The 25,136-nt window shown below is 29.3% G+C and carries 25 protein-coding genes, 2 rRNA genes and 1 riboswitch; all 27 genes read left to right on the top strand.

The window, feature by feature from the left end; translation table 11 throughout:
• Positions 1-12: 12 nt before the first annotated feature.
• Positions 13-129, top strand: a 5S ribosomal RNA gene (gene rrf / locus BLP75_RS17380).
• Between the two features lie 377 nt (positions 130-506).
• Positions 507-1,742, top strand: coding sequence for a glutamyl-tRNA reductase (gene hemA, locus BLP75_RS17375; protein ID WP_092727812.1), 1,236 nt, complete (start codon positions 507-509; stop codon positions 1,740-1,742).
• A gap of 21 nt (positions 1,743-1,763) precedes the next feature.
• Positions 1,764-3,059 (top strand): glutamate-1-semialdehyde 2,1-aminomutase, encoded by a 1,296-nt coding sequence (gene hemL, locus BLP75_RS17370; RefSeq protein WP_092727811.1) that lies wholly within the window; start codon positions 1,764-1,766, stop codon positions 3,057-3,059.
• Between the two features lie 218 nt (positions 3,060-3,277).
• Positions 3,278-4,321 (top strand): nicotinate-nucleotide--dimethylbenzimidazole phosphoribosyltransferase, encoded by a 1,044-nt coding sequence (gene cobT, locus BLP75_RS17365; protein WP_092727810.1) that lies wholly within the window; start codon positions 3,278-3,280, stop codon positions 4,319-4,321.
• A 26-nt stretch (positions 4,322-4,347) separates the two neighbouring features.
• Positions 4,348-4,908, top strand: coding sequence for a bifunctional adenosylcobinamide kinase/adenosylcobinamide-phosphate guanylyltransferase (gene cobU, locus BLP75_RS17360; protein WP_092727809.1), 561 nt, complete (start codon positions 4,348-4,350; stop codon positions 4,906-4,908).
• 3 nt (positions 4,909-4,911) lie between these two features.
• On the top strand, positions 4,912-5,676 hold the full coding sequence (cobS, locus tag BLP75_RS17355) for an adenosylcobinamide-GDP ribazoletransferase (RefSeq protein WP_092727808.1): 765 nt from the start codon (positions 4,912-4,914) through the stop codon (positions 5,674-5,676).
• Between the two features lie 18 nt (positions 5,677-5,694).
• Entirely contained in the window at positions 5,695-6,303 is a 609-nt protein-coding gene (locus BLP75_RS17350; protein ID WP_092727807.1) for a histidine phosphatase family protein, read from the top strand.
• A 4-nt stretch (positions 6,304-6,307) separates the two neighbouring features.
• Positions 6,308-6,491, top strand: a riboswitch (cobalamin riboswitch).
• Positions 6,492-6,607: 116 nt separating this feature from the next.
• Complete coding sequence (locus tag BLP75_RS17345) at positions 6,608-8,134, top strand: cobyric acid synthase (RefSeq protein WP_092727806.1); 1,527 nt, start codon at positions 6,608-6,610, stop codon at positions 8,132-8,134.
• A gap of 37 nt (positions 8,135-8,171) precedes the next feature.
• Positions 8,172-9,560, top strand: coding sequence for a cobyrinic acid a,c-diamide synthase CobB (locus BLP75_RS17340; RefSeq protein WP_092727805.1), 1,389 nt, complete (start codon positions 8,172-8,174; stop codon positions 9,558-9,560).
• Between the two features lies 1 nt (position 9,561).
• Positions 9,562-10,506 carry an adenosylcobinamide-phosphate synthase CbiB gene (gene cbiB / locus BLP75_RS17335; protein WP_092727804.1) on the top strand — a complete coding sequence of 315 codons (945 nt, stop codon included), beginning with the start codon at positions 9,562-9,564 and terminating at the stop codon, positions 10,504-10,506.
• Positions 10,507-10,636: 130 nt separating this feature from the next.
• A complete protein-coding gene (locus tag BLP75_RS17330; protein ID WP_092727803.1) occupies positions 10,637-11,707 on the top strand; it encodes a pyridoxal phosphate-dependent aminotransferase in 1,071 nt (356 codons plus the stop codon).
• A 1-nt stretch (position 11,708) separates the two neighbouring features.
• On the top strand, positions 11,709-12,608 hold the full coding sequence (locus BLP75_RS17325; RefSeq protein WP_092727802.1) for a GHMP family kinase ATP-binding protein: 900 nt from the start codon (positions 11,709-11,711) through the stop codon (positions 12,606-12,608).
• A complete protein-coding gene (locus BLP75_RS17320; RefSeq protein WP_092727801.1) occupies positions 12,584-13,216 on the top strand; it encodes a cobalt-precorrin-8 methylmutase in 633 nt (210 codons plus the stop codon). The genes BLP75_RS17325 and BLP75_RS17320 overlap by 25 nt, the downstream gene beginning before the upstream one ends.
• 8 nt (positions 13,217-13,224) lie before the next feature.
• Positions 13,225-14,373 carry a cobalt-precorrin-5B (C(1))-methyltransferase CbiD gene (gene cbiD, locus BLP75_RS17315; RefSeq protein ID WP_092727800.1) on the top strand — a complete coding sequence of 383 codons (1,149 nt, stop codon included), beginning with the start codon at positions 13,225-13,227 and terminating at the stop codon, positions 14,371-14,373.
• Positions 14,370-14,978, top strand: a complete 609-nt coding sequence (locus tag BLP75_RS17310) for a cobalt-precorrin-7 (C(5))-methyltransferase (protein ID WP_092727799.1) — start codon at positions 14,370-14,372, stop codon at positions 14,976-14,978. Before cbiD ends, BLP75_RS17310 begins: the two co-directional genes overlap by 4 nt.
• Before the next feature lie 26 nt (positions 14,979-15,004).
• Positions 15,005-15,565 carry a decarboxylating cobalt-precorrin-6B (C(15))-methyltransferase gene (locus tag BLP75_RS17305; RefSeq protein ID WP_092727798.1) on the top strand — a complete coding sequence of 187 codons (561 nt, stop codon included), beginning with the start codon at positions 15,005-15,007 and terminating at the stop codon, positions 15,563-15,565.
• Position 15,566: 1 nt separating this feature from the next.
• Positions 15,567-16,322, top strand: coding sequence for a cobalt-precorrin-4 methyltransferase (locus tag BLP75_RS17300; protein ID WP_092727797.1), 756 nt, complete (start codon positions 15,567-15,569; stop codon positions 16,320-16,322).
• Positions 16,306-17,403 carry a cobalt-precorrin 5A hydrolase gene (cbiG, locus tag BLP75_RS17295; RefSeq protein ID WP_092727796.1) on the top strand — a complete coding sequence of 366 codons (1,098 nt, stop codon included), beginning with the start codon at positions 16,306-16,308 and terminating at the stop codon, positions 17,401-17,403. Before BLP75_RS17300 ends, cbiG begins: the two co-directional genes overlap by 17 nt.
• Entirely contained in the window at positions 17,400-18,125 is a 726-nt protein-coding gene (cobJ, locus tag BLP75_RS17290; RefSeq protein WP_092727795.1) for a precorrin-3B C(17)-methyltransferase, read from the top strand. The genes cbiG and cobJ overlap by 4 nt, the downstream gene beginning before the upstream one ends.
• Positions 18,122-18,871, top strand: coding sequence for a cobalt-precorrin-6A reductase (locus BLP75_RS17285; RefSeq protein WP_092727794.1), 750 nt, complete (start codon positions 18,122-18,124; stop codon positions 18,869-18,871). The genes cobJ and BLP75_RS17285 overlap by 4 nt, the downstream gene beginning before the upstream one ends.
• 24 nt (positions 18,872-18,895) lie before the next feature.
• The gene (locus BLP75_RS18460; protein ID WP_242872461.1) at positions 18,896-19,696 is read left to right on the top strand and encodes a sirohydrochlorin cobaltochelatase; all 801 of its coding nucleotides are present in this window, start codon (positions 18,896-18,898) and stop codon (positions 19,694-19,696) included.
• A 21-nt stretch (positions 19,697-19,717) separates the two neighbouring features.
• Positions 19,718-20,437: a cobalt-factor II C(20)-methyltransferase gene (locus BLP75_RS18455; RefSeq protein WP_242872460.1), complete on the top strand. Its 720-nt coding sequence runs from the start codon at positions 19,718-19,720 to the stop codon at positions 20,435-20,437.
• 30 nt (positions 20,438-20,467) lie between these two features.
• Complete coding sequence (hemC, locus tag BLP75_RS17275) at positions 20,468-21,373, top strand: hydroxymethylbilane synthase (protein ID WP_092727793.1); 906 nt, start codon at positions 20,468-20,470, stop codon at positions 21,371-21,373.
• Positions 21,363-22,868 (top strand): uroporphyrinogen-III C-methyltransferase, encoded by a 1,506-nt coding sequence (gene cobA, locus BLP75_RS17270; RefSeq protein ID WP_092727792.1) that lies wholly within the window; start codon positions 21,363-21,365, stop codon positions 22,866-22,868. The genes hemC and cobA overlap by 11 nt, the downstream gene beginning before the upstream one ends.
• Before the next feature lie 125 nt (positions 22,869-22,993).
• Complete coding sequence (gene hemB, locus BLP75_RS17265) at positions 22,994-23,968, top strand: porphobilinogen synthase (RefSeq protein WP_092727791.1); 975 nt, start codon at positions 22,994-22,996, stop codon at positions 23,966-23,968.
• A 135-nt stretch (positions 23,969-24,103) separates the two neighbouring features.
• Complete coding sequence (locus BLP75_RS17260) at positions 24,104-24,700, top strand: precorrin-2 dehydrogenase/sirohydrochlorin ferrochelatase family protein (protein ID WP_092727790.1); 597 nt, start codon at positions 24,104-24,106, stop codon at positions 24,698-24,700.
• A 273-nt stretch (positions 24,701-24,973) separates the two neighbouring features.
• Positions 24,974-25,136: ribosomal RNA gene (locus BLP75_RS17255) — 16S ribosomal RNA — on the top strand; the annotation flags it as partial.

Raw genomic sequence — 25,136 nt, 5'->3', positions numbered from 1 at the left:
AAATAAAGATTATGTGGTTATTATAGCAAAGAGGATACACCTGTTCCCATTCCGAACACAGAAGTTAAGCTCTTTAGCGCTGATGGTACTTGGGGGGCGACCCCCTGGGAGAGTAAGACGTAGCCACGTAATCTTTTTTTATGCTTAAGTATATTATGACACGTAATTTTTTGTTGATAACTTATGAAAGTAAGTTATATTAACAAATTGATTTTAGGCATAAAAAACATTTTGAGCAACGGACGAAGTCGTTGGCGACATGAGCGAAGCGAATTTTTTATTTTAATTAAAGTCTAGAATTTTATATTCTAGACTTTTTTTGTATTGAAATAAATAAAATAGCTTAACTACAGACAAATTTTATTTTAGATTTATAAATAGGTAGATAGAACTAGAATATTAATAAGGAAAAATATATTTAGAGTTCTAAATTTACAAAAATTACATCCAGATGTATACTATAAATAGTGAGTTTAAAAAACTTATAAATGGTTTGGAGGTTAGCTATGAATATAGGGGTTGTAGGAGTTAATCATAATTTAGCTCCAATTAGTATAAGAGAAGGTGTTTCCTTTACTGATTTACAGAAAATAGAAGCGATAAACTATCTGTTAGATAAAGAGATAGAGGAAGTTATTATATTATCTACGTGCAATAGAAGTGAAATATATATTCAATCTAAAAATGTTGATGAAAAGGTAAAAGTTGTAGAAGATTTTTACGCAACATTTTTTGATAAGCCAGATGTAAAAGAATATTTATTTGTAAAAACACATAGAGAAGCGATAGATCATATATACAAAGTAACTGCTGGATTAGACTCTATAGTTTTAGGCGAAGATCAGATTCTAGGTCAAGTAAAAGATGCACATGAATTCTCTATGCAACTAGGTGCAAGCAAAAAGAAATTTAATAAATTATTTAGAGAGGCAATAACAACAGCTAAAGAAATAAAAAGCACAACTAAAATATCACAACAACCGTTATCGATAAGTTATATAGGTGTAAAGTTTTTAGAAGAAAAGCTAGGTAGTTTAGAGGGGAAAAATGCACTAGTTGTAGGTGTAGGTAAAATGAGTAAGCTTACGATGAAGCACCTAGAAGAGGAAAAAATTAATACTATCTATGTATCAAATCGTAGCCATGGTAAGGTTAAAGAAATCGAAAATGATTTTAAAAACGTTGTTCCAATAGAATATGCTGATAGATACAAAATTCTTAATGATGTTGATATGGTTATAAGTGCGACAGCATCACCACATATTGTAGTTAGATATGATGAGATGCCAAAGGTTGAAAGAAAGATTTATATGATGGATATAGCTCTTCCAAGAGACATTGATCCTAAAATAAATGAATTAGAAAATATAGAAGTTTATGACATAGATAATTTAAAAGAAATACATGACAAAAATGACCAAAAGCGTAAAGAGTTAGCTAATATAGGTTATGATATGATAAATAAAAGCATTGATGAATTTGTAGAATGGATGGATTCAACTCATATAGACCCAACTATAGAATCATTAAATGATAAATGCTTAGAAATAAGAGAAGATACATTAGATTACATATTTAGAAAATTAGACCTTGATACTAGAGAGAAAAAAATTATAGATAAGATGATGACATCAGCTCTTAAAAGACTAATAAGAGAACCAATAATAAATTTAAAGCAAACAAAAGATAAGGGAAAAAGAGAAGAATATATAAAATTAGTTGAAGAGCTATTTGAACTTTAAACTTTAGGAGGAACTAGAAAGATGAAAAATGAAAAGTCACTAAAAATATATGAAGAAGCAATTGAGTACATACCAGGCGGTGTAAATAGTCCAGTTAGAGCATTTAGATCAGTTGGATTAGATCCTGTTTTTATAGACAGAGCTCATGGAAGTAGAATATGGGATGTAGATGGTAACGAATATATAGATTATATATGTTCTTGGGGACCTCTTATGTTAGGTCATAGTCCTAAAGAAATAGTTGAAGGAATAGAAGAAATAGTAGCAAAAGGAACAAGTTATGGAGTTCCAACAGCTATAGAAGTTGAAATGGCAAAAATTATAGTTGAAGCTTACCCTGCAATAGATCAAGTCCGTATGGTTAACTCAGGTACAGAAGCAACAATGAGTGCTTTAAGAGTAGCAAGAGCTTATACAAAAAGAAATAAGATTTTAAAGTTTGAAGGATGTTACCATGGACACTCTGATGCATTACTAGTTAAATCAGGTTCTGGAACGATAACATATGGAGTTCCAACAAGTCCTGGAGTACCAGAAGATGTTGTTAAGGATACATTAGTCTGTAAGTACAATGATTTAGATGAAGTTAGAGCAATATTCAAAGAGCAAGGTAATGAAATTGCAGCAGTTATAGTTGAAACGGTTTCAGGAAATATGGGAGTTGTTCCAGGAACTCAAGAGTTCTTACAATTATTAAGAGATATAACTAAAGAATATGGGACAGTTTTAATATTTGACGAAGTAATAACTGGGTTTAGGCTAAATTATAGTAGTTCAGTAGGGTATTTTGGTATAAAACCAGATATGGCTTGTTTTGGTAAAATAATAGGAGCTGGATTGCCAGTAGGTGCATATGGAGGAACTAAAGAAATAATGAGTATGGTATCTCCAGTAGGACCTGTTTATCAAGCGGGAACTTTATCAGGTAATCCATTAGCTATGTATATGGGTAAAAAGAACTTAGAAATATTAAGAGATAATCCTCAAATATATAAAAATTTAGAAGAAAAAGCCACAAGATTAGAAAAAGGATTAAAATCTAATGTTGAAAAACTAGGATTAAATTACACTGTAAATAGAGCTGGATCATTAGTTTGTTTATTCTTTGCAGAAGGGCCAATAAATAACTATGATGATGTAACTAAATGCGATGTAACTAAATTTAATAAGTATTTTGCAGAATTACTAAAGAGAGGTATACTTTTAGCACCAACTCAATTTGAGGCAATGTTCTTATCTAATGCTCATACAAATGAAGATATAGATTACACAATAAATGCTTGTTATGAAGCATTAAAAGCGGCTCATAATCTTTAAAAAATAAATAAAACAAAATTTCTTGTCTATTTTTAAACTAATAATAAAGGAGATACAAATAATATGTAGAATATTCTTTTATGTTGAACCTTTATTTGTTTGGATAAATTTATATTAAAATTAGACAATACGATAAAATTGAGGAAGGGGATGTATTTAAAATAAATATACTTTAGTACATTCCCTTTTTAAATAAAGCAATGAGAGGAGAAATAAAAATGTATTTATTAGAAAATATATCAAAAAATATATATTCTTTAGATAAAAATTCTATTCAACAAGCTAAGGATAGGCTTGATACACTTATAAAACCTAAAGGCAGCCTTGGAAAAATAGAAGATATTTGCATGCAATTAGCAGGAATATATGGAACAGCAAAATTTGATACTTCTAAGAAAGCAATAATAGCTTTTGCAGGAGATCATGGAGTATATGAGGAAGGTGTAGCTCCAGATCCTCAAGATATAACTCAATTACAATTTCCAAACTTTACAAAAGGTTTATGCGGAGTAGGTGCTTTAAGTAAATTTGTAGGAGCGGATGTTATAGCGGTAGATGTTGGTGTTAACTGTGACCATAAATTAGATGGAGTTAGGGACTACAAGATAAGAAAAGGTACATCAAATATGGCTAAAGGCGCTGCAATGACTAGAGAAGAAGCTATAAAATGTCTAGAGATTGGTATTGAAATGGCAGAAGAGTGTATAGAAAAAGGATATAAAGTTATAGGAATTGGAGAGATGGGTATTTGCAACACTACTCCTAGTAGTGCAATAATATCTGTAATAGATGGATGTGATCCAGCAATAGTAACTGGAATAGGTGCAGGATTAAAAAAAGAAAGATTAAAACATAAAGCAGATACAATTAGAAATGCAATAGAATTAAATAAGCCAAATCCAGACGATGGAATAGATATATTATCTAAAGTAGGTGGATTTGAAATAGGATCTATGGCTGGGGTAATATTAGGATGTAGTGCAAATAAAACACCAGTAGTATTAGATGGATTTATATCTTATGCAGCAGCATTACTAGCATACAAAATAAATCCTAAATCTAGAGAGTATATGATAGCATCTCATTTATCAGCTGAAGCTGGAACTCAAAAGGCATTGGAAATGCTAGATTTAAGCCCTGTACTTAATATGGATATGAGGCTAGGAGAAGGCAGTGGTGCAGCACTTGCATTTAATATAATAGAAGCATCAAACTATGCTTATCAAAACATGGCAACATTTGATGAAGTAGAATGGGTGTAAGTATTTATTTAGATAGGAGAAGTACCATGAGCAAAATTGTATTAGTAACAGGTGGAGCTAGGTCGGGTAAAAGTAATTTTGCAGAAAAATTATGTATAGATCAAAATAATAGCACAGCTTATATAGCAACTTCTATACCATTTGATGATGAAATGAAAGATAGAGTAAAGAAGCATAAAGAAAGTAGACCACAAAATTGGAATACTTATGAAATATATAAAGATATATACTCTATTATTAAAGAAATATCAAATAAGCATGAAACAGTAATACTAGATTGTGTGACTTTATTAGTAAATAATCTAATGTTTACTTATGATATGGATATAGATAAAGCTAATCAAGAAGAAATAAATGAATTAGAAAAATATATAAAAGATCAAGTGAAAAAATTAATAGAAGAAATTAAAAAAACAAATCTATACTTTGTAGTTGTAACAAATGAGCTAGGAATGGCAGTAGTTCCAGATAATAAATTAAGCAGAGTATATACAGATATTGTAGGTAGAATCAACCAACAAATAGCATCACAAAGTGATGAAGTTTATTTTGTAGTAAGTGGTATACCTATGAAAATAAAGGGGTAGATTATGAAACGATTTATTGCATTACTTCAGTTTATGACCAGAATACCTATAAATATAGATGTAGGATTTGATGAGGAATTTCATAAGTCTATAACATATTTTCCTTTAGTTGGATTTGTACTAGGAGTACTTTTATTTTTAATAGGAACAATATGTGGTTATATATTTGATCCATTTGTAACAGCGATAATTATAACATTAAGCTCTGTAGTTTTAACAGGTGGTCTTCATATAGATGGATTAGGAGATACTTTTGATGCTTTGTACAGCTATAGAGATAAAGAAAAAATGTTAGAAATAATGAAGGATTCAAGATTAGGTACAAATTCACTTTTAGCAGTAATGTTTGTTATTTTGCTTAAAGTAGGATTTATATACAGCATTATAAATAATGGATACATGTGGCTAGTAATGTTTATGCCTGTGATAGGAAGGCTAGGTGTTATTAGGCTTACATATAAAACTGTTTCTCCAAGAGCTAAAGGCATGGGGAATATGTTTATAGGTAAATTGACAACAGGAATGTTTTTAACTGCTATAGTATATACAATAGTATTAATAACATTAATTGCAAAATTTATATTCTTAACTCCGTTTGAAATTATAATTAAAGTGTTACTATCAATAGTACTTGTATTTTTATTTAATCAATTATTTAAAGGTCATGTATATAAAAAGATTGACGGTGTAACAGGAGATATATTAGGATGTAGTATAGAATTAGGAGAAGTAATATATTTACTTTACATATATCTAATAATAGGTTAAGCTAAAAGAGGAAAATAAATGACAAAATTAATTTTAGTAAGACATGCTTTGACAACTGACAATCAAAACAATAGATTATCAGGTCATATAGATAGCCAAGTAAGTGAAATTGGAAAGAAACAAATTGAACAACTTACTAGATACTTAGAAGATATAAAAATAGATAGCATCTATACAACAACATCTTCTAGAACTAAAGACACAATTAAAGAAATATCTAAAATAAAAAATATACAAATAAGAGAAAAAGAAAACTTGAAAGAAATTAGTTTTGGTGATTTTGAAGGTATAACATTTGAAGATATAAAGAAAAGTTACCCGAATGAATTTCAAGATATGATAGATAAGGGATATGAATATAAGTATCCTAATGGAGAAAGTTTGATAGACTCATATAATAGAGTAGCTAATGAAATAAGTAATATACTTTCTGAAGAGAAAAATAAAACAGTACTTATATGTTCTCACGGTGGAACTATAAGAAACATAATTACTTATTTAATATCAAATAGCTATGAATATCATTGGAACTTTAAAATTGATAATGCATCAGTTACAATTTTAGAAATAGATAATGGATTTACAGTAATAAATACTATGAATAATACAAATTTTATGAGCCTTTAAAATTGAATATTAGATTAAAAGAGGTTTTTCTTTAAAGGAAAATTAAAAGGGAAAAAGGTGAAATGCCTTTGCAGCCCCCGCTACTGTAAAACGGACGAAACTAAAAATTGCCACTGTCTTAAAAGATGGGAAGGTATAGGAGTAGGATGAAGTTGAGCCAGGATACCTGCCTAATTTAATTTATTAATGAGATCTTCGGGGTGAAGGTTTTTATTTGATATATCATAGAATAAAAGTCCTAACTCTAACTAGAGCTAGGACTTTTATTCTATGAAATTTATAATGAGATAAAGGAAGTGAAACAGTGGGCAAAAAAATAATGTTACAAGGGACAGCATCAAATGTTGGGAAAAGTATTTTAACTGCTGGTCTATGTAGAGTGTTTAAACAAGATGGATATAGTGTTGCACCATTTAAATCACAAAATATGGCATTAAATTCTTTTATAACAAAAGAAGGATTAGAAATGGGGAGAGCACAAGTTTTTCAAGCCGAAGCAGCAGGAATAGAGCCTATAGCAGATATGAATCCAATATTATTAAAACCATCAGGAAATCATAGATGTCAGGTGATTGTAAGGGGAAAAGTAAGAGAAGATATGTCTTCTTCTGACTATCATACATACAAGCCAATATTAGCAAAAGAACTAAAGGATATTTTTAAAAGCTTTAGTGATAAATATGATGTTGTAGTAATGGAAGGTGCAGGTAGTACAGCTGAGATAAATTTAAGGGAACATGATATTGCGAATATGGGTATGGCAGAAATTGCAGACGCTCCAGTAATAATTGTTGGAGATATAGATAGAGGTGGAGTATTCGCATCATTAGCAGGTACAATGCTTTTATTAAGTGAAGAAGAAAGAAAAAGAGTTAGGGGTGTAATTATAAATAAATTTAGGGGAAGAAAAGAACTTTTAGGTGAAGGAATAAAAATGTTAGAAGAAATAATAAAAGTTCCTGTTCTTGGAGTTATTCCTTATAGTGATATAAAAATAGAAGATGAGGATAGTGTAACTACTAAATTTAAAACAAAGATGGATAAAAATGATGTTCATATAGAAATAATTAGAACACCTCATATGTCTAACTTTACAGATTTTAATATATTCGAAACACAAGAAGATGTAAGTATTAGATACGTAGGATATGGAGAAAGTTTAGGCAATCCAGATATAGTAATTTTACCAGGAAGTAAAAGCACAATTGATGACTTAAAGTATATAAGAGAAAGTGGATTAGAAGAGCAAATAAGAGAGCTTCATAAAAAGGGGAAATTAATATTTGGAATATGTGGTGGATATCAGATGTTAGGTAGAAAACTTAAAGATCCATACCATGTTGAAGGTGATATTGAAGAATTCGATGGAATAGGTTTATTAGACACTATAACAACCTTTGAAAAAGAAAAAACTACAACACAAGTAAACGCTATTATAAGTGAAAAACTTAATGGATATATGAGTAATTTAGGTGGAAAAAAAGTAAAAGGTTACGAAATACATATGGGAATAACTGATATAGGAAGTAGTGTAAATAGCCTAAATACAATAACTGAAAAGTTGGATGAACAGGTAAATTATGAAGAGGGAAGTGTAAATCAAGAGGGGAATGTAGTTGGAACGTATCTTCACGGAATATTCGATGATGTAGACTTTACAAGAGCACTTTTAAATAATATAAGAGAAGCTAAAGGATTAGAAAAAGTAAAAAGTAGTGTTGCTTCTTTTGAAGAATTTAAGCAAAAGGAATATGATAGACTTGCTGAAGTATTAAGAGAACACTTAGATATAGAAAAAATATATGAAATTATGGATGAACATGAGAAATAAGTAATTAAAAAATAAATTATATAGTTGGGTGGAATATATGAAAAAAATTTTAATAGCAGGAACTAATAGTGGTGTAGGTAAGACAACTATATCGTTAGGAATAATGCAGGCTCTAACTAAAAGAAATATGAGAGTACAGCCATATAAAGTAGGTCCGGATTATATAGACCCATCTTACCATACTTTTATAACAGGAAGACATTCAAGAAATTTAGATTCATATATGCTAAATGATGAGCAAATAAAATATGTTTTTAATCAAGCATCAGATGATGCTGATATATCAGTAGTAGAAGGTGTAATGGGATTATATGATGGAATAGGAATAGACCTAGATAATTGTACAAGCTCACATACATCAAAAATACTTAAAGCTCCTGTAATACTAGTTATAAATGGGAAATCTATGGCAGCATCAAGTGCAGCTATGGTATTAGGATATAAAGAACTAGATAAAGATGTAAATATAAAAGGTGTAATAGTGAATAATGTAAGAACTAAGACACATTATGAAATTATAAAAGAAGCTATAGAAACATATTGCGGTGTTGAAGTTTTAGGGTACTTCCCACCTAATAATGAATTTTCATTAGAATCTAGACATTTAGGTCTTGTACCAAGTGTTGAGATAGATGGGCTAAAAAATAAGTTTAATAGCTTGGCTGTGGAAATAGAAAAATATATAAATATAGATAGAATTATAGAAATTTCAGAAACTGAAGATATAGAAAGTAACTTTAAAGTAGATGATTTTATAGAAGAAAATAAAGTTAAAGGAAAATCAATAGCTATAGCTTATGATAAAGCTTTTAATTTTTATTATAGAGAAAATATAGAATTATTAGAGTTATTAGGGTTAGATATAAAATACTTTAGTCCATTAAAAGATAATAAGGTACCAAAATCAGATTATATTTATATAGGTGGAGGGTTCCCAGAAATATTTAGCAAAGAAATAGAAGCAAATGTATCAATGAGAGAATCTATAAAAGAAGCCCATGAAAATAACATACCTATCTATGCAGAATGTGGTGGACTTATGTACTTAGGTCAAACCTTATTAGATAAAGAAAACATATCTTATGATATGGTAGGAATATTTAAAGGCAATAGTAAAATGACAACATCTTTAAAAAGATTTGGGTACTGCTATGGTAGCGCAAAAGGTGATACCGTTTTATCTAAGACCAATGAAATTATAAAAGGTCATGAGTTTCATCACTCTGTATTTGAAACAGAAGAGGAATGTGCATATGTGATGAGGAAAGAAAGAGATGGAAAAATAGTTGATGAGTGGGAAGGTGGATATAGCAAAAACAATACTTTAGCTACTTATCTACATACTCATTTTTACAATAATTTAGATTGCATAAAAAACTTATTAAATAATAGAGTAGATAACTATTCAGAGGAAGGAAACAACTAATATGAATATAGTATCTATTTATATAGGATATATAATTGATTTAATTATAGGTGATCCATATTCTTTTCCTCATCCAGTTAGATATATTGGAAAATTAATAAAAGTGACTGAAAATAAAATAAGAAATATAGCTAAAACAGATAAAGGTTTAAAAATAGGTGGATTTATTTTATGGGCTATAACAGTAGGGCTAACTTATCTAGTAACTTACATGATAGTTAAGTTATTTAGTTTTATTCCGGGTGGATATATAATTGCTAATTCAATTTTAATATATACAACATTAGCGACTAAATGCTTAAAAGATGAAGCTGTAAAAATATATAATGTTTTAAAAACAGGAGATATAGAAAAGTCTCGAATACAGCTATCTTATATAGTAGGGAGAGATACTACTCATTTAGATGAAGGTGAAATAATAAGGGCAACAGTAGAAACGGTAGCTGAAAATACAGTAGATGGAATAATCGCACCAATGTTTTATGCATTTATAGGAGGAGCACCGCTTGCGATGGCTTACAAGGCAATAAATACTTTAGATTCCACAGTAGGATATAAAAATGAAAAGTATAAAGAATTAGGATTTGCATCAGCTAAAATAGATGACATTGCAAATTATATACCTGCAAGAATAGCAGTACTACTAATGGCTATAGGTAGTCTTGTATTAGGATATGACTATAAAAAAGCATCACAAATAGCAGTAAGAGATAGAAAAAATCACAAAAGTCCTAATTGTGCTTATCCAGAAGGGGCAGTTGCAGGCGCTTTAGGAGTACAGCTAGGAGGAACTAATATATACTTTGGTCAAGCTGTTTATAAGCCTACTATAGGAGATAAAGTAAGAGAAATTGAAATAGAAGATATAGTAAAAACAAATAAAATAATGTATGCAACCTCGTTAACTTCAATGGTTATATTTACTGCATTATTTATTCTCATATAACTTTAAAAATACTTGGGTGAAAGTATACAAGACTATACTTCACTCAGGTAATATTATTTCAATTTATACTTAAGCAAATTAAGGCAACTGAATTTATTTAAGTATAAATTGAAAATTAGGGGGTGGACATATGAAAGACCTAGGTCATGGAGCTAATGTAAATGAAATAGCACAAATATATAATATAGACCCAAAAGATATAATAGATTTTAGCTCAAACATAAATCCTAAAGTAGTACCTGATTTAGATAAATATATTCTTAAAGGATTAGAAAACTGTAAGGGCTATCCAGATATAAATTATACAAATTTAAAAAATAATATATCAGAATATATAGGTTTAAATTCAGATTTTATAATACCTGGAAATGGAGCAACAGAAATAATTTACTTATTAATGAAGAGCATAGACAAAAGGTTAGCTATATTAAATCCTACTTTCTCAGAGTATGGAAGAAGTGCAAGTTTAAGTGGATTAGATGTTTTAAATTTAGACTTAGATAGTAAAAATGAATTTTCTATAGATCTAAAACAAATAAAAGAAAATATTAATAAGTTTGATAGTTTATTTGTGTGTAATCCAAATAATCCAAATGGTAAAGTAAAAGATTTAACAGAATTGCTTAATCTAATGAAACAACATAATAAGTTACTTATAGTAGATGAAACTTTTATGGAATTTGTAGGATTAGAAGAAAAGTATAGCTTAGTAAAATATGTAGAAGAATATAAAAATTTATTCATACTTAAAGCTGTTACTAAATTTTTTGGCTTACCAGGTTTGAGGTTAGGCTATGGGCTAACTAGTAATACAAAAATAATTGAAAATATCTATAAATATAAAGAACCATGGACAATAAATTCATTTGCAGATACATTATCAAATTATATATTTAAGGATAGCCAATATATAAAAGAAAGCAAAGAATATTATATAAAAGAACGTAACTATATGTTGAAAGAACTAAGAAATATAAGTGGGATCAATGTGTATGATACAGATACTAATTTTATACTAATTAAGCTTAATAATAGAAGGTCTAATGAAATAAAAGTCGAATTATTAAATAAAGGGAATATTCTTGTAAGAGATGCATCGAATTTTATCGGATTAGATGATAGTTACATAAGAGTAGCTATAAAATCTCATGAAGAAAATGAAATCCTTATAAAACATATGAAAAATTTATTAGGTGATTAGAATGAAATATTATGGTATTTGTCCAGCATCGTGTGGCGAATTTGTTCAAGGCGTTAGGGACAAAGAAGAGTATTTGAGCTCATATGCAATAGATATGTATTCAACAGTAACTCTAGAAGAAAAATTAAACAACATAAGTTTAGGTCCATCAAAATCTAGAAAAGCAATAGAAGAAGTGTTTAAAAGATTTAGATTGCCAGTTGAAGATAGTAAAAATATATCTTTAAATATTGATAGTCAAATTCCTGTTGGAAAGGGAATGGCAAGCTCTACTGCAGATATAGGCGCTACAATATTTGCTACATTAGATTTAATAAATAAAAGTTTAACTGGTGAAGAAATATCTAAGCTAGCATCAACAATAGAACCAACAGACTCTACATACATAGAGGAAAATTGCATATTCAATCCACTAAATGGAGAAGTGATAAAGTATATAGGAAATATAAAAAATTCGAAAGTAGTAATATTAGAACCTAATAAAACTTTAGACACTATGAAGATTAGAAATACTCCTAATTATAAGGATATAAAACTTCAAAATAAAGAGATTATAAAAGAATCATTTTATTTGTTAGAAGAAGGAATAAGAAAAAATGACCTATCTATAATAGGTAAAGCTTGCACAATGAGCGGTCTGGCTAATGAAAATATAGATAAAAAAGAAGGTCTTAAAGAAATTATAGAAATATCTCAAAACTATGGAGCTTATGGTGTGAATATTGCTCATAGTGGAACTGTAATTGGTATATTAATTGACGAACACATGGATGATAAAAAACTTATAGAAAAGCTAAAAAATTATAAATTAGATAAAGTTTATAACAAAATATATACGCATAATATTATAGATGGTGGAATTAGGAGGAAATTAGAATGGAATACATCAAAAATCCTATGAAGATAGAAGAAAAAAGCTTTGAAATGATACAAGACATAATAGATGAAATAAGACCAGGATATGAATTTAAAAATAATGTTGAAGAGAAGATAATAAAACGTTCAATACATACAACAGCGGATTTTGAATATCTAGATATTCTTAAAATATCAGATAAAGCAGTAGAAAGCATAATAGATGCACTTAAGAATAATGCAACTGTATATACAGATACAAATATGGCCTTAAGTGGGATAAATAAAAAAAGATTAGAAGCTTTAGGATGTAAGTACAAATGCCTAGTAGCAGATGAAGAAACTGCAAAATTAGCTAAAGAAAAATCTATTACTCGTTCAATGGCAGCTGTAGAAATAGCAGCAAAAGAGCCAGGAAGAAAATTATTTGTATTTGGTAATGCTCCAACAGCATTATATAAAGCTATGGAAATGAAAAATTCTAATGAGTTAGAATTAGATGCTATTGTAGGTGTGCCAGTAGGATTTGTAGGAGCAGCAGAATCTAAAGATGAATTAGAAAAAACGGAGATACCATATATAATTTCAAAAGGAAGAAAAGGTGGTAGCAATTTAGCAGCAGCTATAATTAATGCTATTCTATACACTATGTAGGTAATAGTATGGAAGAATATGTGTATATAGATGGAAAAAAGTATAAAAGAGGATATACAACAGGTTCTTGTGCTACTGGAGCAGCAAAAGCTGCAACTTATATGCTATTAACTAAAAAGAAAATAGAAACCATAAATATAGATACACCTAAAGGTATTTTTCTAACACTCAAACTAGATAACATAGTTATTATGAATAATTATGTAGAGTGCTCTATAGAAAAAGATGGCGGAGATGATATTGATGCAACGCATACTATGCATATTCATGCTAGAGCCGAAATTATTAAAAAACAAGGTGATGAAGATATAGTTGTATGTGGCGGAAATGGTATAGGCGTTGTAACTAAAAAAGGTCTTAGTGTAGAAGTAGGAAAGGCAGCCATAAATCCGGTTCCTATGAAAATGATAAATAGTGAAATAAGGAAAATAATTGGTGATGATAGTAGTCAGTATTTAGAGCAAGATGAAGCCTTAAAAATAACTATATTTGCCCCTAAGGGAGAAGAGGTTGCGAAAAAAACATTTAACCCAAGATTAGGAATAATAGGTGGAATATCTATTATAGGAACTACAGGCATTGTTGAACCAATGAGTGATGAAGGTTGGAAAAAATCGTTATCAATAGAGCTTCAAATGAAGAAAGAACAAGGCTTAAATAAAATAATCTTAGTTCCTGGTAATCATGGAGAACAGTTTATAAAAGAAAATTTAAACTTAGATATGAAATATGTAGTTAGAACAAGTAACTTTATAGGTTATATGCTAAAGGAAGCTCAAAGGATGGGATATAAGGAAATTCTTATGGCTGGCCATATTGGTAAATTTATAAAGTTATCAGCAGGAATATTTAATACTCATAGTAAAGTTGCAGATGCTAGAAGTGAAATATTAGTTTCAAATTTAGCTATGATGGGAGCGCCATACGAGTTTTTAAAAAAGATTAATGAGTGTTTAACTGCAGAAGAAGCTGTTGAAATTATAGACAATAGCGATTATAAAGACTTTTACAATTTGATATGTAACAAGTGTAAGTTTAAAGTAAATCAATATTTAGGTGATGACGAAATAAAAGTAGAGGTCATGATATTTTCTATGGACAAGACCTTATTAGGAAAATCTGATAATACAGACAGTTTAGTGGAGGTATTTAGATGATAAATGTTATAGGCTTAGGTCCAGGAAACACCGATTATATAACAAAGCTAGGTGAAAAGCTATTAAAAAACTCTGATGTAATAATTGGAGGGAAAAGAAATTTAGAATCTATTAAAGATTTTAATGGAGAAAAAATAGAACTAGCTTCAAACTTAAAAGAAATAATAGAGTACATAAATGATAACAAGGATAAACAAATATCTGTACTAGCATCAGGAGATCCATTTATTTATGGAATAGGGAGATATTTATCTAAAAATATAGAATCAAAAGATTTAAATGTAGTATCTGGAATAAGTTCATTACAGTATATTTTTTCAAAGGTACATATAGACATGAATGATTTATATATAACTAGTAGTCATGGAAAGACACCAGATTTTGATTATGTATTAAATCATAAAAAGGTCTGTATGGTAACTGATAAAATAATAGGCCCAAAAGAAATCTGTAAAGAAATCTTAAAAAGAAATTTAGACAGAACAGTAATTGTTGGGGAAAATTTATCTTATGATAATGAAAAAATAACCATAGGAAGTCCAGATGAAATATTGAATACAGATGAATTTGATATGTGCGTAGTAGTAATACTTGAAGATTATTAAAGTCATAAGATAGGTGGAGATTGCACATGAAAAATAGCGAATTTATAACAGGAAAAGTTCCTATTACAAAGGAAGAAGTAAGAGCTATATCTATAATGAAATTAGATTTAGTAAATGCTAAAAGATTTATAGATGTAGGAGCAGGAACAGGAAGTGTAACTGTAGAAGCAGCGTACAATTATCCGAATCTAGATGTTATATCAATAGAAAGAAATGATAGTGCACTAGAGCTAATAAATAAAAATGTAGATAAATTCAATTTGAAAAACGTTGAAATTATTCAAGGATATGCCCCTGTAGAAATAGATAAAAAAGTAGATGCTATATTCTTAGGAGGTACAGGCAATAACCTAAATGAAATTTTATTATGGTCTAAGGATTTATTAATTGATGGTGGAAGGTTAGTTGCTAATTTTATTATAGTAGAAACGTTTAATGAGACACTTAGATTATTAAGAGAATATGGATTTGAAAATATAGATGTTTCAGTTTTAAATGTATCAAAATTAGAAAAGCTGGGAAGAGGGGAATACTTTAAACCTCTAAACCCAATTTATATAATATCTTGTGAAAAAGGGAGAGATTAATATGTTAAGTAAAGTACATTTTGTAGGAGCAGGACCAGGGGATAAAGAATTAATAACTCTTAAAGGATATAAGCTTTTAAGCAATGCTGATGTAGTTATATATGCAGGATCTTTAGTAAACCCAGAACTTTTAGAGTATTGTAAAGAAGGATGTGAAATACACAATAGTGCACACATGGATTTACAAGAGATAATAGATGTAATGGAAAAAGGTGTTAAGGCTGGGAAATCAGTTGTAAGACTACAAACAGGTGATTTCTCTATATATGGATCAATAAGAGAGCAAGTTGAAGATTTAAATAAATTAGAAATAGACTTTGATTGTACTCCGGGAGTAAGTTCATTCTTAGGTGCAGCTTCTGCATTAGGTGTTGAGTATACAGTTCCAGAAATATCTCAAAGTGTAATAATTACAAGAATGGAAGGAAGAACTCCGGTTCCAGCTAAAGAATCAATAGAATCTTATGCGGCTCATCAAACATCTATGGCAATATTTTTATCAGTACAGGATATAGAAAAAGTCGTAGAAAGGTTACATGAAGGGGGATATCCAATGGATACTCCAATAGCTGTTGTATATAAAGCTACATGGGCAGATGAAAAAATAGTTAGAGGTACTTTAGAAGATATAGCTGATAAAGTAAGAGAAAATGGAATAAAAAAGACTGCTTTAATATTAGTTGGTAAATTCTTAGGAACAGATTACAATAATTCGAAGTTATATGATAAGGACTTCAAACATGAATACAGAAAATAAAAATTTAGCAATAGTTTGTATAACAGAAAATGGGAAAAATCTAGCATTAAAAATAAACTCTTTAATAAAACAAAGTCATGTTTACATAGTAAAAAATAAAAAAAATAACTTAAAATTAGATACTAAAAAAGAAAATGTATTTTTAATTGAAGAAAAATTAAGTGAACTAGTTCAAAAGTTATTTATTGAATATGACTATATATTATTTATAATGGCAACGGGTATAGTTGTTAGGATTATAGCACCACATGTACAGAGTAAGTTTAGTGATCCAGCTATAATAGTCACAGATGAAAAAGGTATGAATATAATAAGTTTGCTAAGTGGTCATATGGGTGGGGCTAATGAAATGACTAATTATATAAGTGGACTAATAAATGCTAATCCGGTGATAACAACAGCAACTGATGTTAATAAAAAATCATCATTAGATATGATTGCAAAGAAGTTAGATGCTCATATAGATAATTTTAGAGACAATGTAAAAGATGTAAACGCAATGATTGTTAATAATCAAGAAGTTGGTATTTATATAGATGGAAAATATGAAGTAGATACTAGAGGGTTTAAAGTCTTACAAAGTCTAGAAGAAATAAAAAACTTTGATAAGGTAGTTGTGATAAGCCATAAAAATAAAGTTTTTGATTCTATAAAATATAAATTAGATAAAGCGTATTTAAAAGAAAAAATAATTAAAGTTATTCCAAAAGATATAGTTATAGGAATTGGATGTAGAAGAAATACAGAAAGCCAATTGTTACAAGAGTCACTAAACAATTTGTTACAGCAGTACAATATAGACTCTAAAGCTATAAAAAATATCGGAAGTATAGATATTAAATATGATGAAAAGGCGATTATAGATTTAGCAAACTATTATGATGCAGACTTTAAAACTTTCTCAGCAGAAGAAATATCAAAAGTAGATTATTTGTATGATAAATCTGAGTTTGTAAAAAAGAATGTTGGAGTATATTGTGTAGCAGAGCCTGTAGCACATATATTAAGTAGTGGAAATTTAATAATAAAAAAACATAAATTTAAAGGAATAACAATTTCGGTAGGGAGAGTGACTAAATGATATACGTTATAGGTATAGGGCCAGGAAGCAAAGAATTAATGACTATGCAATGTATAGAAGCTATAAAAGATTCTGAGGTTATAGTAGGATACAAAACATATATAAATTTAATAACAGATCTTATAGAAGATAAAGAAGTAGTTCAAAATGGAATGAGACAAGAAATTGATAGATGTAAAGAAGCTGTTGAAATAGCTAAAACTGGTAAAAAAGTAGCTGTTATAAGTAGTGGAGATGCAGGAATATATGGTATGGCAGGGTTAATATTAGAATTAACTTCAAAAGAGGAAGAAAATATAGATGTAAAAGTAATACCAGGAGTTACAGCTAGTATAGGAGCAGCGGCAATATTAGGAGCACCTATAATGCATGATTTTTGTCATATAAGCTTAAGTGATTTATTAACTCCTTGGGACGTAATTGAAAAAAGATTAAGATTAGCAGCAGAAGCTGATTTTGTTATCTGTTTATATAATCCAAGAAGTAAAGGTAGAAGTGAGCATTTAGCTAAAGCATTTGAAATAATGGGAGAATTCAAAAATGGAAGCACTCCTGTTGGAATAGTAAAAGACGTAGGCAGAGAAAAAGAGGAAAAGTTTGTATGTACATTTGATACTATGGACTTTGATAGAGTAGATATGACTACTATGGTTGTGATAGGTAATAAATCAACATTTATACATGATGATTTAATGATAACTCCTAGAGGTTATACTGTATGATTTTAGTTTTGGGAGGAACATCTGACAGCTTAGAGATATGCAACATACTAAATAAAAAGAAAGACTTGTCATACAAACTTTCCGTAACAACTAGTTACGGAGAAGACCTTGCAAAAAAACATGCAAAAGATGTCGTAACAGGTAAGTTATCTAAAGAAGATATGATAACTTTTATAAAGCAAAATAATATAAACAAAATAATAGATGCAACTCATCCATATGCAGTTGAAGTTTCTAAAAATGCAATTGAATGTGCAAATGAACTAAATATAGAATACTTAAGATATGAGCGAAATTCATTGATTAATGAAATAAATTATAAGAATAAGTACATAGTTAGTTCTATTGAAGAAGCTTGTGACATTGCTAGGGAAAAAGGGAAAAATATATTTATAGGAACTGGAAGTAAAAACCTACCTGAAATAGTAGATTATATACCTGACAAAAATTTAATTGTAAGGGTGCTGCCAACGGCTGAAGTAATAACAAGTTGCGAAAGCTTAGGGTTAAATGCAGATAATATAATAGCTATGAAGGGACCTTTTAGTCAAGGTATAAATGAGGAATTTTATAGACATTATGATGTAGATATAGTTATTACAAAAGAAAGTGGTATAAATGGTGGATTTTTAGAAAAGGTAAATGCCTGCAAGACATTAAATATACCAGTAGTTATAATAACTAGACAAAAAATGGACTATCCTAATGTAGTTAATGATATTAAAGAATTAGAACATTTATTATAAATTTTTATATAAGGTGGATTGAGCATGAAAAAAGCAATTTTAGTAGTTAGTTTTGGGACAAGTTATAAAGAAACAAGAGAAAAAACAATAGAGGCTTGTGAAAAGAAAATAAAAGAAGGTTTAGATGGATATGATTTTCATAGAGCATATACTTCTAACATGATAATAAAGAAGTTAAAAAATAGAGATGGTATAAACATAGAAAATCCAATACAAGCTTTAGATAGATTGTATGATGAAGGGTATGAAGAAGTTATAGTTCAAACTCTTCATATAATATGCGGAGAAGAATTTAATAAACTAAAAGAACAAGTTGAAAGTTACCAAGATAAATTTAAAAAAATTATATTAGGTAGACCATTATTAACATATATTGATGATTATAAAGAAGCTGTTGAAGCTATTAATCATCAAATACCACAAATGGAAGAAGATGAAGCTGTAGTATTTATGGGACATGGGACGTTCCATGAATCTCATTCATCATATCCAGCATTAGAGTATATGTTAAGAGATGCAGGAATAAATGCATATGTAGGAACTGTTGAAGGTTATCCAGAATTAGATCAAGTTATTGACAGGTTAAAGATGAATAATATTAAAAAAGTAAATCTTATGCCTTTCATGTTAGTTGCAGGAGACCATGCTATAAATGATATGGCAGGAGACGAAGAAGATTCTTGGAAAACTATATTAGAGGAACATGGATTTGAGATAAAAGTGCATTTAAAAGGATTAGGAGAAAATCCTCATATACAAGATAAGTTTATGAACCATGCACATGATTGTATAGAAAAATTAAACCAATTAGAAGAAATATGTTAATTAACTAGGAGGAGATTGAAAATGGCAAAATTTTATGGAATAGGAACAGGACCTGGAGATAGCTCATTATTAACAGTTAAAGCGGTAGAAACATTAAAAAATTTAGATATATTATATACACCAGAAGCTAGAAAAGGTGGAGAAAGTTTGGCGTTATCTATAGTAAGTGAATACTTACCAGAATCATTAGAAATAAAATCTAGACATTTCCCAATGAACTTTAATGATGGAGAAAAGATAGTAGCGTGGAATCAAGTTGCAGATGAAATAGTAGAAGATGTAAAAGAAGGTAAAGATGTTGGATTTGTAACTTTAGGTGATCCAATGATATATAGTACATATGTATATATAATGGAAAGACTTATAGGAAGTATAGATGTAGAAACTATACCAGGAATATCTTCATTCTCTAATATAGCATCTAACCAAAACTTCCCATTAGTTATGGATAGAGAACCATTAATAATAATACCTTGCACAATAGAGGAAGAAAAGATAGATTATGCATTAGAAAACTATAGTTCTATAGTTTTAATGAAGGTTTATAAAAACTTTAAAGAGATAGTTTCTAAGTTAGAAAGAAATGGACTTATAGATTATTCTATATTAGTAAGCAACTCGTCACAAGATGGGGAAGTGGTATATAATGATTTAAGAGAAGTAAATCTTGAAGAAAAAATATCGTATTTCTCAACTATCCTAGTTAATAAGGAAGTAAAAAAAGCAGTTAAAGTAGGATAATCAAAGGAAAGTCCAAAGGAGATTTGAGTCATGAAAATAGTAGTTGGAACTAGGGGGAGTAAGCTGGCAGTTACTCAAACTAACTGGGTTATAGATAGATTAAAGGAAAAAAATCCTAGTGTAGAATTTGAAGTTAAAATAATAAAAACTAAAGGCGATATAATACAACACGTAAGCCTTGATAAAATAGGAGATAAAGGATTATTTGTAAAAGAGATAGAACAGCAGCTTTTAGATGGCGGAATTGATATGGCTGTTCATAGTATGAAGGACATGCCATCATCTTTACCAGAAGGTTTAAAATTTGCAAGTATCCCGAAAAGAGAAGATCCAAGAGATGTATTAATACTTAAAGAAGGATATAGTTCTCTAGAAGATTTACCAAAAGGTGCAACAATAGGAACTGGTAGTAAAAGAAGAAAATATCAGTTATTAAATCATAGACCAGATTTAAATATAGTGCCTATAAGAGGTAATGTAGACACAAGAATAAGGAAAATAGTAGATGAAAACTTAGATGGAGTAGTATTAGCTGCATCTGGAATCTTAAGAGTAGGTTTAGAAGAAAAAATTAGTTATTATTTACCTACAGATATAGTTGTTCCAGCACCAGCGCAAGGTGCATTAGCTATAGAAATAAGAAAAAATGAACCTAAAATAGATGAAGTAATAAACTCTTTAAAAGATGAAATAACTGAAATTCAGGTTGCTGCTGAAAGAGGATTTCTAGATGGAGTAAATGGAAGTTGTCATATTCCTATGGGTGCTTACTGTGAAGTTGATGGAGAAAAAATAAAGATTACTGGATTATATGGAGATGAAGAAGGTAAAGCATTAGTTATAAAATCAATAGATGGCAGTGTACACGCACCAAGAGAATTGGGGATAGAATTAGCTAAATTAATTTTAAAGGAGTATGATGGTCATGAAAGGTAAGGTTTATTTGGTAGGAGCAGGACCTGGAGATTATAAGTTATTAACACTAAAAGGACTAGAGTGTATAAAAAAAGCAGATGTTATAGTTTATGATAGATTAGCGAATATAAACTATCTAAAAGAAGCTAAACCTAACTGTGAGTTTATATATGTAGGAAAAGCATCTAGTAACCATGCACTTCCTCAGGATGATATAAATAGGGTAATCGCTGATAAAGCTAAAGAAGGAAAAATAGTAACAAGGCTTAAAGGTGGAGATCCATATGTATTTGGAAGAGGTGGAGAAGAAGGTGAAATTTTATTCTCAGAAGGTATAGATTTTGAAGTTATACCTGGAATAACGTCTGCTATAGGTGGACTATGCTATGCAGGTATACCTATAACTCATAGAGATCATGCATCTTCTTTCCATGTTATAACAGGTCACCTTAGAGATGATGATAAAGAAAATCCAGAAATAAACTGGAATGCTTTAGCTAATACAAATGGAACTTTAGTATTTTTAATGGGAGTTGCAAATTTAGAAAAAATCAGTGCAAATCTAATAAAAGAAGGTAAATCTAAAGATACTCCAGTTGCACTTGTAAGTTGGGCGACTAGATATAATCAAAGAGTTATAACATCTACATTAGAAAATGTATATGAAACGGCAGTAAGAGAAAATGTAAAACCTCCTACGTTAATAGCAGTTGGAGAAGTAGTAGGATTAAGAGATAAGTTAAACTTCTTTGAGAATAAACCTTTATTTGGAAAAAGTATAATGGTTACTAGATCAAGAACTCAAAGCAGTAGTTTAGTAGAAAAAATAATGGACTTAGGAGGGAATCCTATAGAGATTCCTACTATAAAAATAGATAAATTTGAAGATAACACTCAGTTAGAAAATGAAATTAAAAATATAAAAGACTATACTTACTTAGTACTTACAAGTAAAAATGGAGTTGATATATTCTTTGATAAATTAGATGAAATGGGACTAGATAGTAGGGCATTAGCTAATTTAAAAATTTGTGCTATAGGCTCAGCTACAGCAAAAGAAATTAAAAACAGAGGTATTAATGCAGATATAGTTCCAGAAAAGTTTATAGCAGAATACTTATTTGATGAATTAAAGCCTATTCTAAAGTCTACAGATAAAGTGTTAATGCCTAGAGCTAAAAATGCTAGAGATTTCTTAGTTGATAAAATAGGCGAAATATGTGAAGTAAAAGAAGTTCACACATATGAGACAGTAGTAGATCCTACGAGAAGAGAAGAAGTATTAGAAGTATTAACTAAAGATGATATTAATTATATAACTTTTGCTAGTTCATCAACTGTTAAAAACTTTGTTGAAATTATAGGTAAAGAAAATATAGATAAATTATCAAACATTAAGATAATATCTATAGGGCCTATAACGACACAAACGGCTAAAGAATTTAACTTAAATGTTTATAAGGAAGCTGAAGTAGCTACTATAGATGGTATGGTTAGAACAATAATTGAAGATTAGTAAAAACCTAAAATTTATAAAACATAATACTTAGTTAGTTAATAAGTTGTACTATCAAAGTTAAAACACTCTATAGGACAACTTATTAATTGTATTAAGTATTATTAACATATGGAGGTATTAAAGTGTTAAGACGACCAAGAAGATTAAGAGCAAATAAAGCAATTAGAAATTTAGTAAGGGAAACTAAGCTAAATGTAGAAGATTTTATATATCCATTATTTATAGTGGAAGGTGAAAATATAAAAAGAGAGATTTCATCTTTACCAGATGTATATCACTTCTCAATAGATATGTTAGAAGATGAAATAAAAGAAATTAAAGAATTAGGTATAGAGCATGTAATATTATTTGGAATCCCTCATGATCATGAAAAAGATGCCTGTGGAAGTGAAGGATACAATGATAATGGTATAGTTCAAAGAGCAATAAGAAAAATAAAAGAAATAGATGCAGATATGAACGTAATAACAGATGTATGCATGTGTGAATATACAAGCCATGGTCATTGCGGAATTTTAACAGATGGTGGGTATGTAGATAATGATAAAACATTAGAGTACCTAGCTAAAATAGCAGTAAGTCATGCTAAAGCTGGAGCAGATATGGTTGCTCCATCTGATATGATGGACGGAAGAATAAAGGCATTAAGAGAAGGTCTGGACAAAGAGGGATATGAACATATAGGCATAATGTCATATAGTGTTAAATATGCATCTACATTCTATGGCCCATTTAGAGAAGCTGCAAATTCAGCACCATCATTTGGAGATAGAAAAACATATCAGATGGATCCTGCAAATAGTGATGAGGCTTTAATTGAGTCTGAATTAGACGTTTTAGAAGGTGCAGATATACTTATGGTAAAACCAGCATTATCATATTTAGATGTAATAAGAAGAGTAAAAGATAATTATGATTTACCTCTAGCTGCATATAACGTAAGTGGTGAGTATGCAATGCTTAAGTCAGCAGTTAAAAATGGAATATTAAGTGAAGGGGCTATATATGAATCTGTTATGTCTATAAAAAGAGCTGGAGCGGATATAATAATAACTTATTTCGCTAAAGATTTAGCCAAAATGATAAAAGATATGTAATTATAATAAAAAAGAGTAACTTTTAAGTTACTCTTTTTTATTTATCTAAAAATATTTAAATGTTTATTTAAACAAATTAAAAAGATATACTTATATTTAGAAATAAAATTGATAATTTTTAAGGGGGAAGTACTAATGTTTTATCCAATAAATTTAAAATTAAAAAATATAGAAATTACAGTTATAGGTGGGGGAGAAGTTGCATATAGAAAATGTAAAAATTTTTTAGGTTTTGGAAAGAGTGTAAAGGTTGTATCAGAAAATTTTATAGAAAAGTTCTCTACTATAGAATCTAAAGTAGAAATTATAAATGATTCATATAAAGAAGAATACATAAAATCAAGCTTTATAGTGGTAGCTGCTACAAATAATAAAGAAGTAAATAAAAAAATAGGAATATACTGCAGAAATAATGGAAAACTAGTTAATGTAGTCGATGATATAGAATTATCAAACTACACAGTACCTTCATGCGTAAAAAGGGGCGATTTACTTATAAGTATATCTACAGGAGGAAATAGCCCATCTTTGTCATCAAAGATAAAAAGAGAATTAGAAAATAAATATGATAATACATATGAAGAGTATGTTAGTCTTTTAGGAGAAATAAGAAAAGAAATAATAGAAAAAATTGAAGATATATCAGAAAGGAAAAATAAGCTAAATGCATTGGTAAATCTTGATATAGAGGAATTAAAGGTTATAAAAGATGAATATAAAAATATAAAATAATAAAAAAACTTACAAAAAAGTATTGACTGTAATGAATTAAGGTGATAAAGTATTACTTGTCCTTAAGAAACGGACAAACACAAACGAAAACAACTTCTTAAAAAAGAGTTGACAAAGAAAAAATACTTTGTTAGACTAAAGAAGTTGAAAAAATGAACTTTGAAAATTAAACAGTAGGTTAATTTATAGAAACAAACATAATTCTTTATAGAATTAAACACAAACAACCAAGCCAGATATTCAGATAATGATTAGCTGAGCAATGGACAACTTTTATTTGAGAGTTTGATCCTGGCTCAGGATGAACGCTGGCGGCGTGCCTAACACATGCAAGTCGAGCGATCTTCTTCGGAAGAGAGCGGCGGACGGGTGAGTAACGCGTGGGTAACCTGCCCTGTACACACGGATAACATACCGAAAGGTATGCTAATACGGG

It is taken from the genome of Romboutsia lituseburensis DSM 797, from assembly GCF_900103615.1.
Lineage (GTDB): Bacteria > Bacillota > Clostridia > Peptostreptococcales > Peptostreptococcaceae > Romboutsia_F > Romboutsia_F lituseburensis.
The sequence above is the reverse complement of the archived record's forward strand: the minus strand, read 5'-3'. Positions and strand labels throughout refer to the sequence as shown.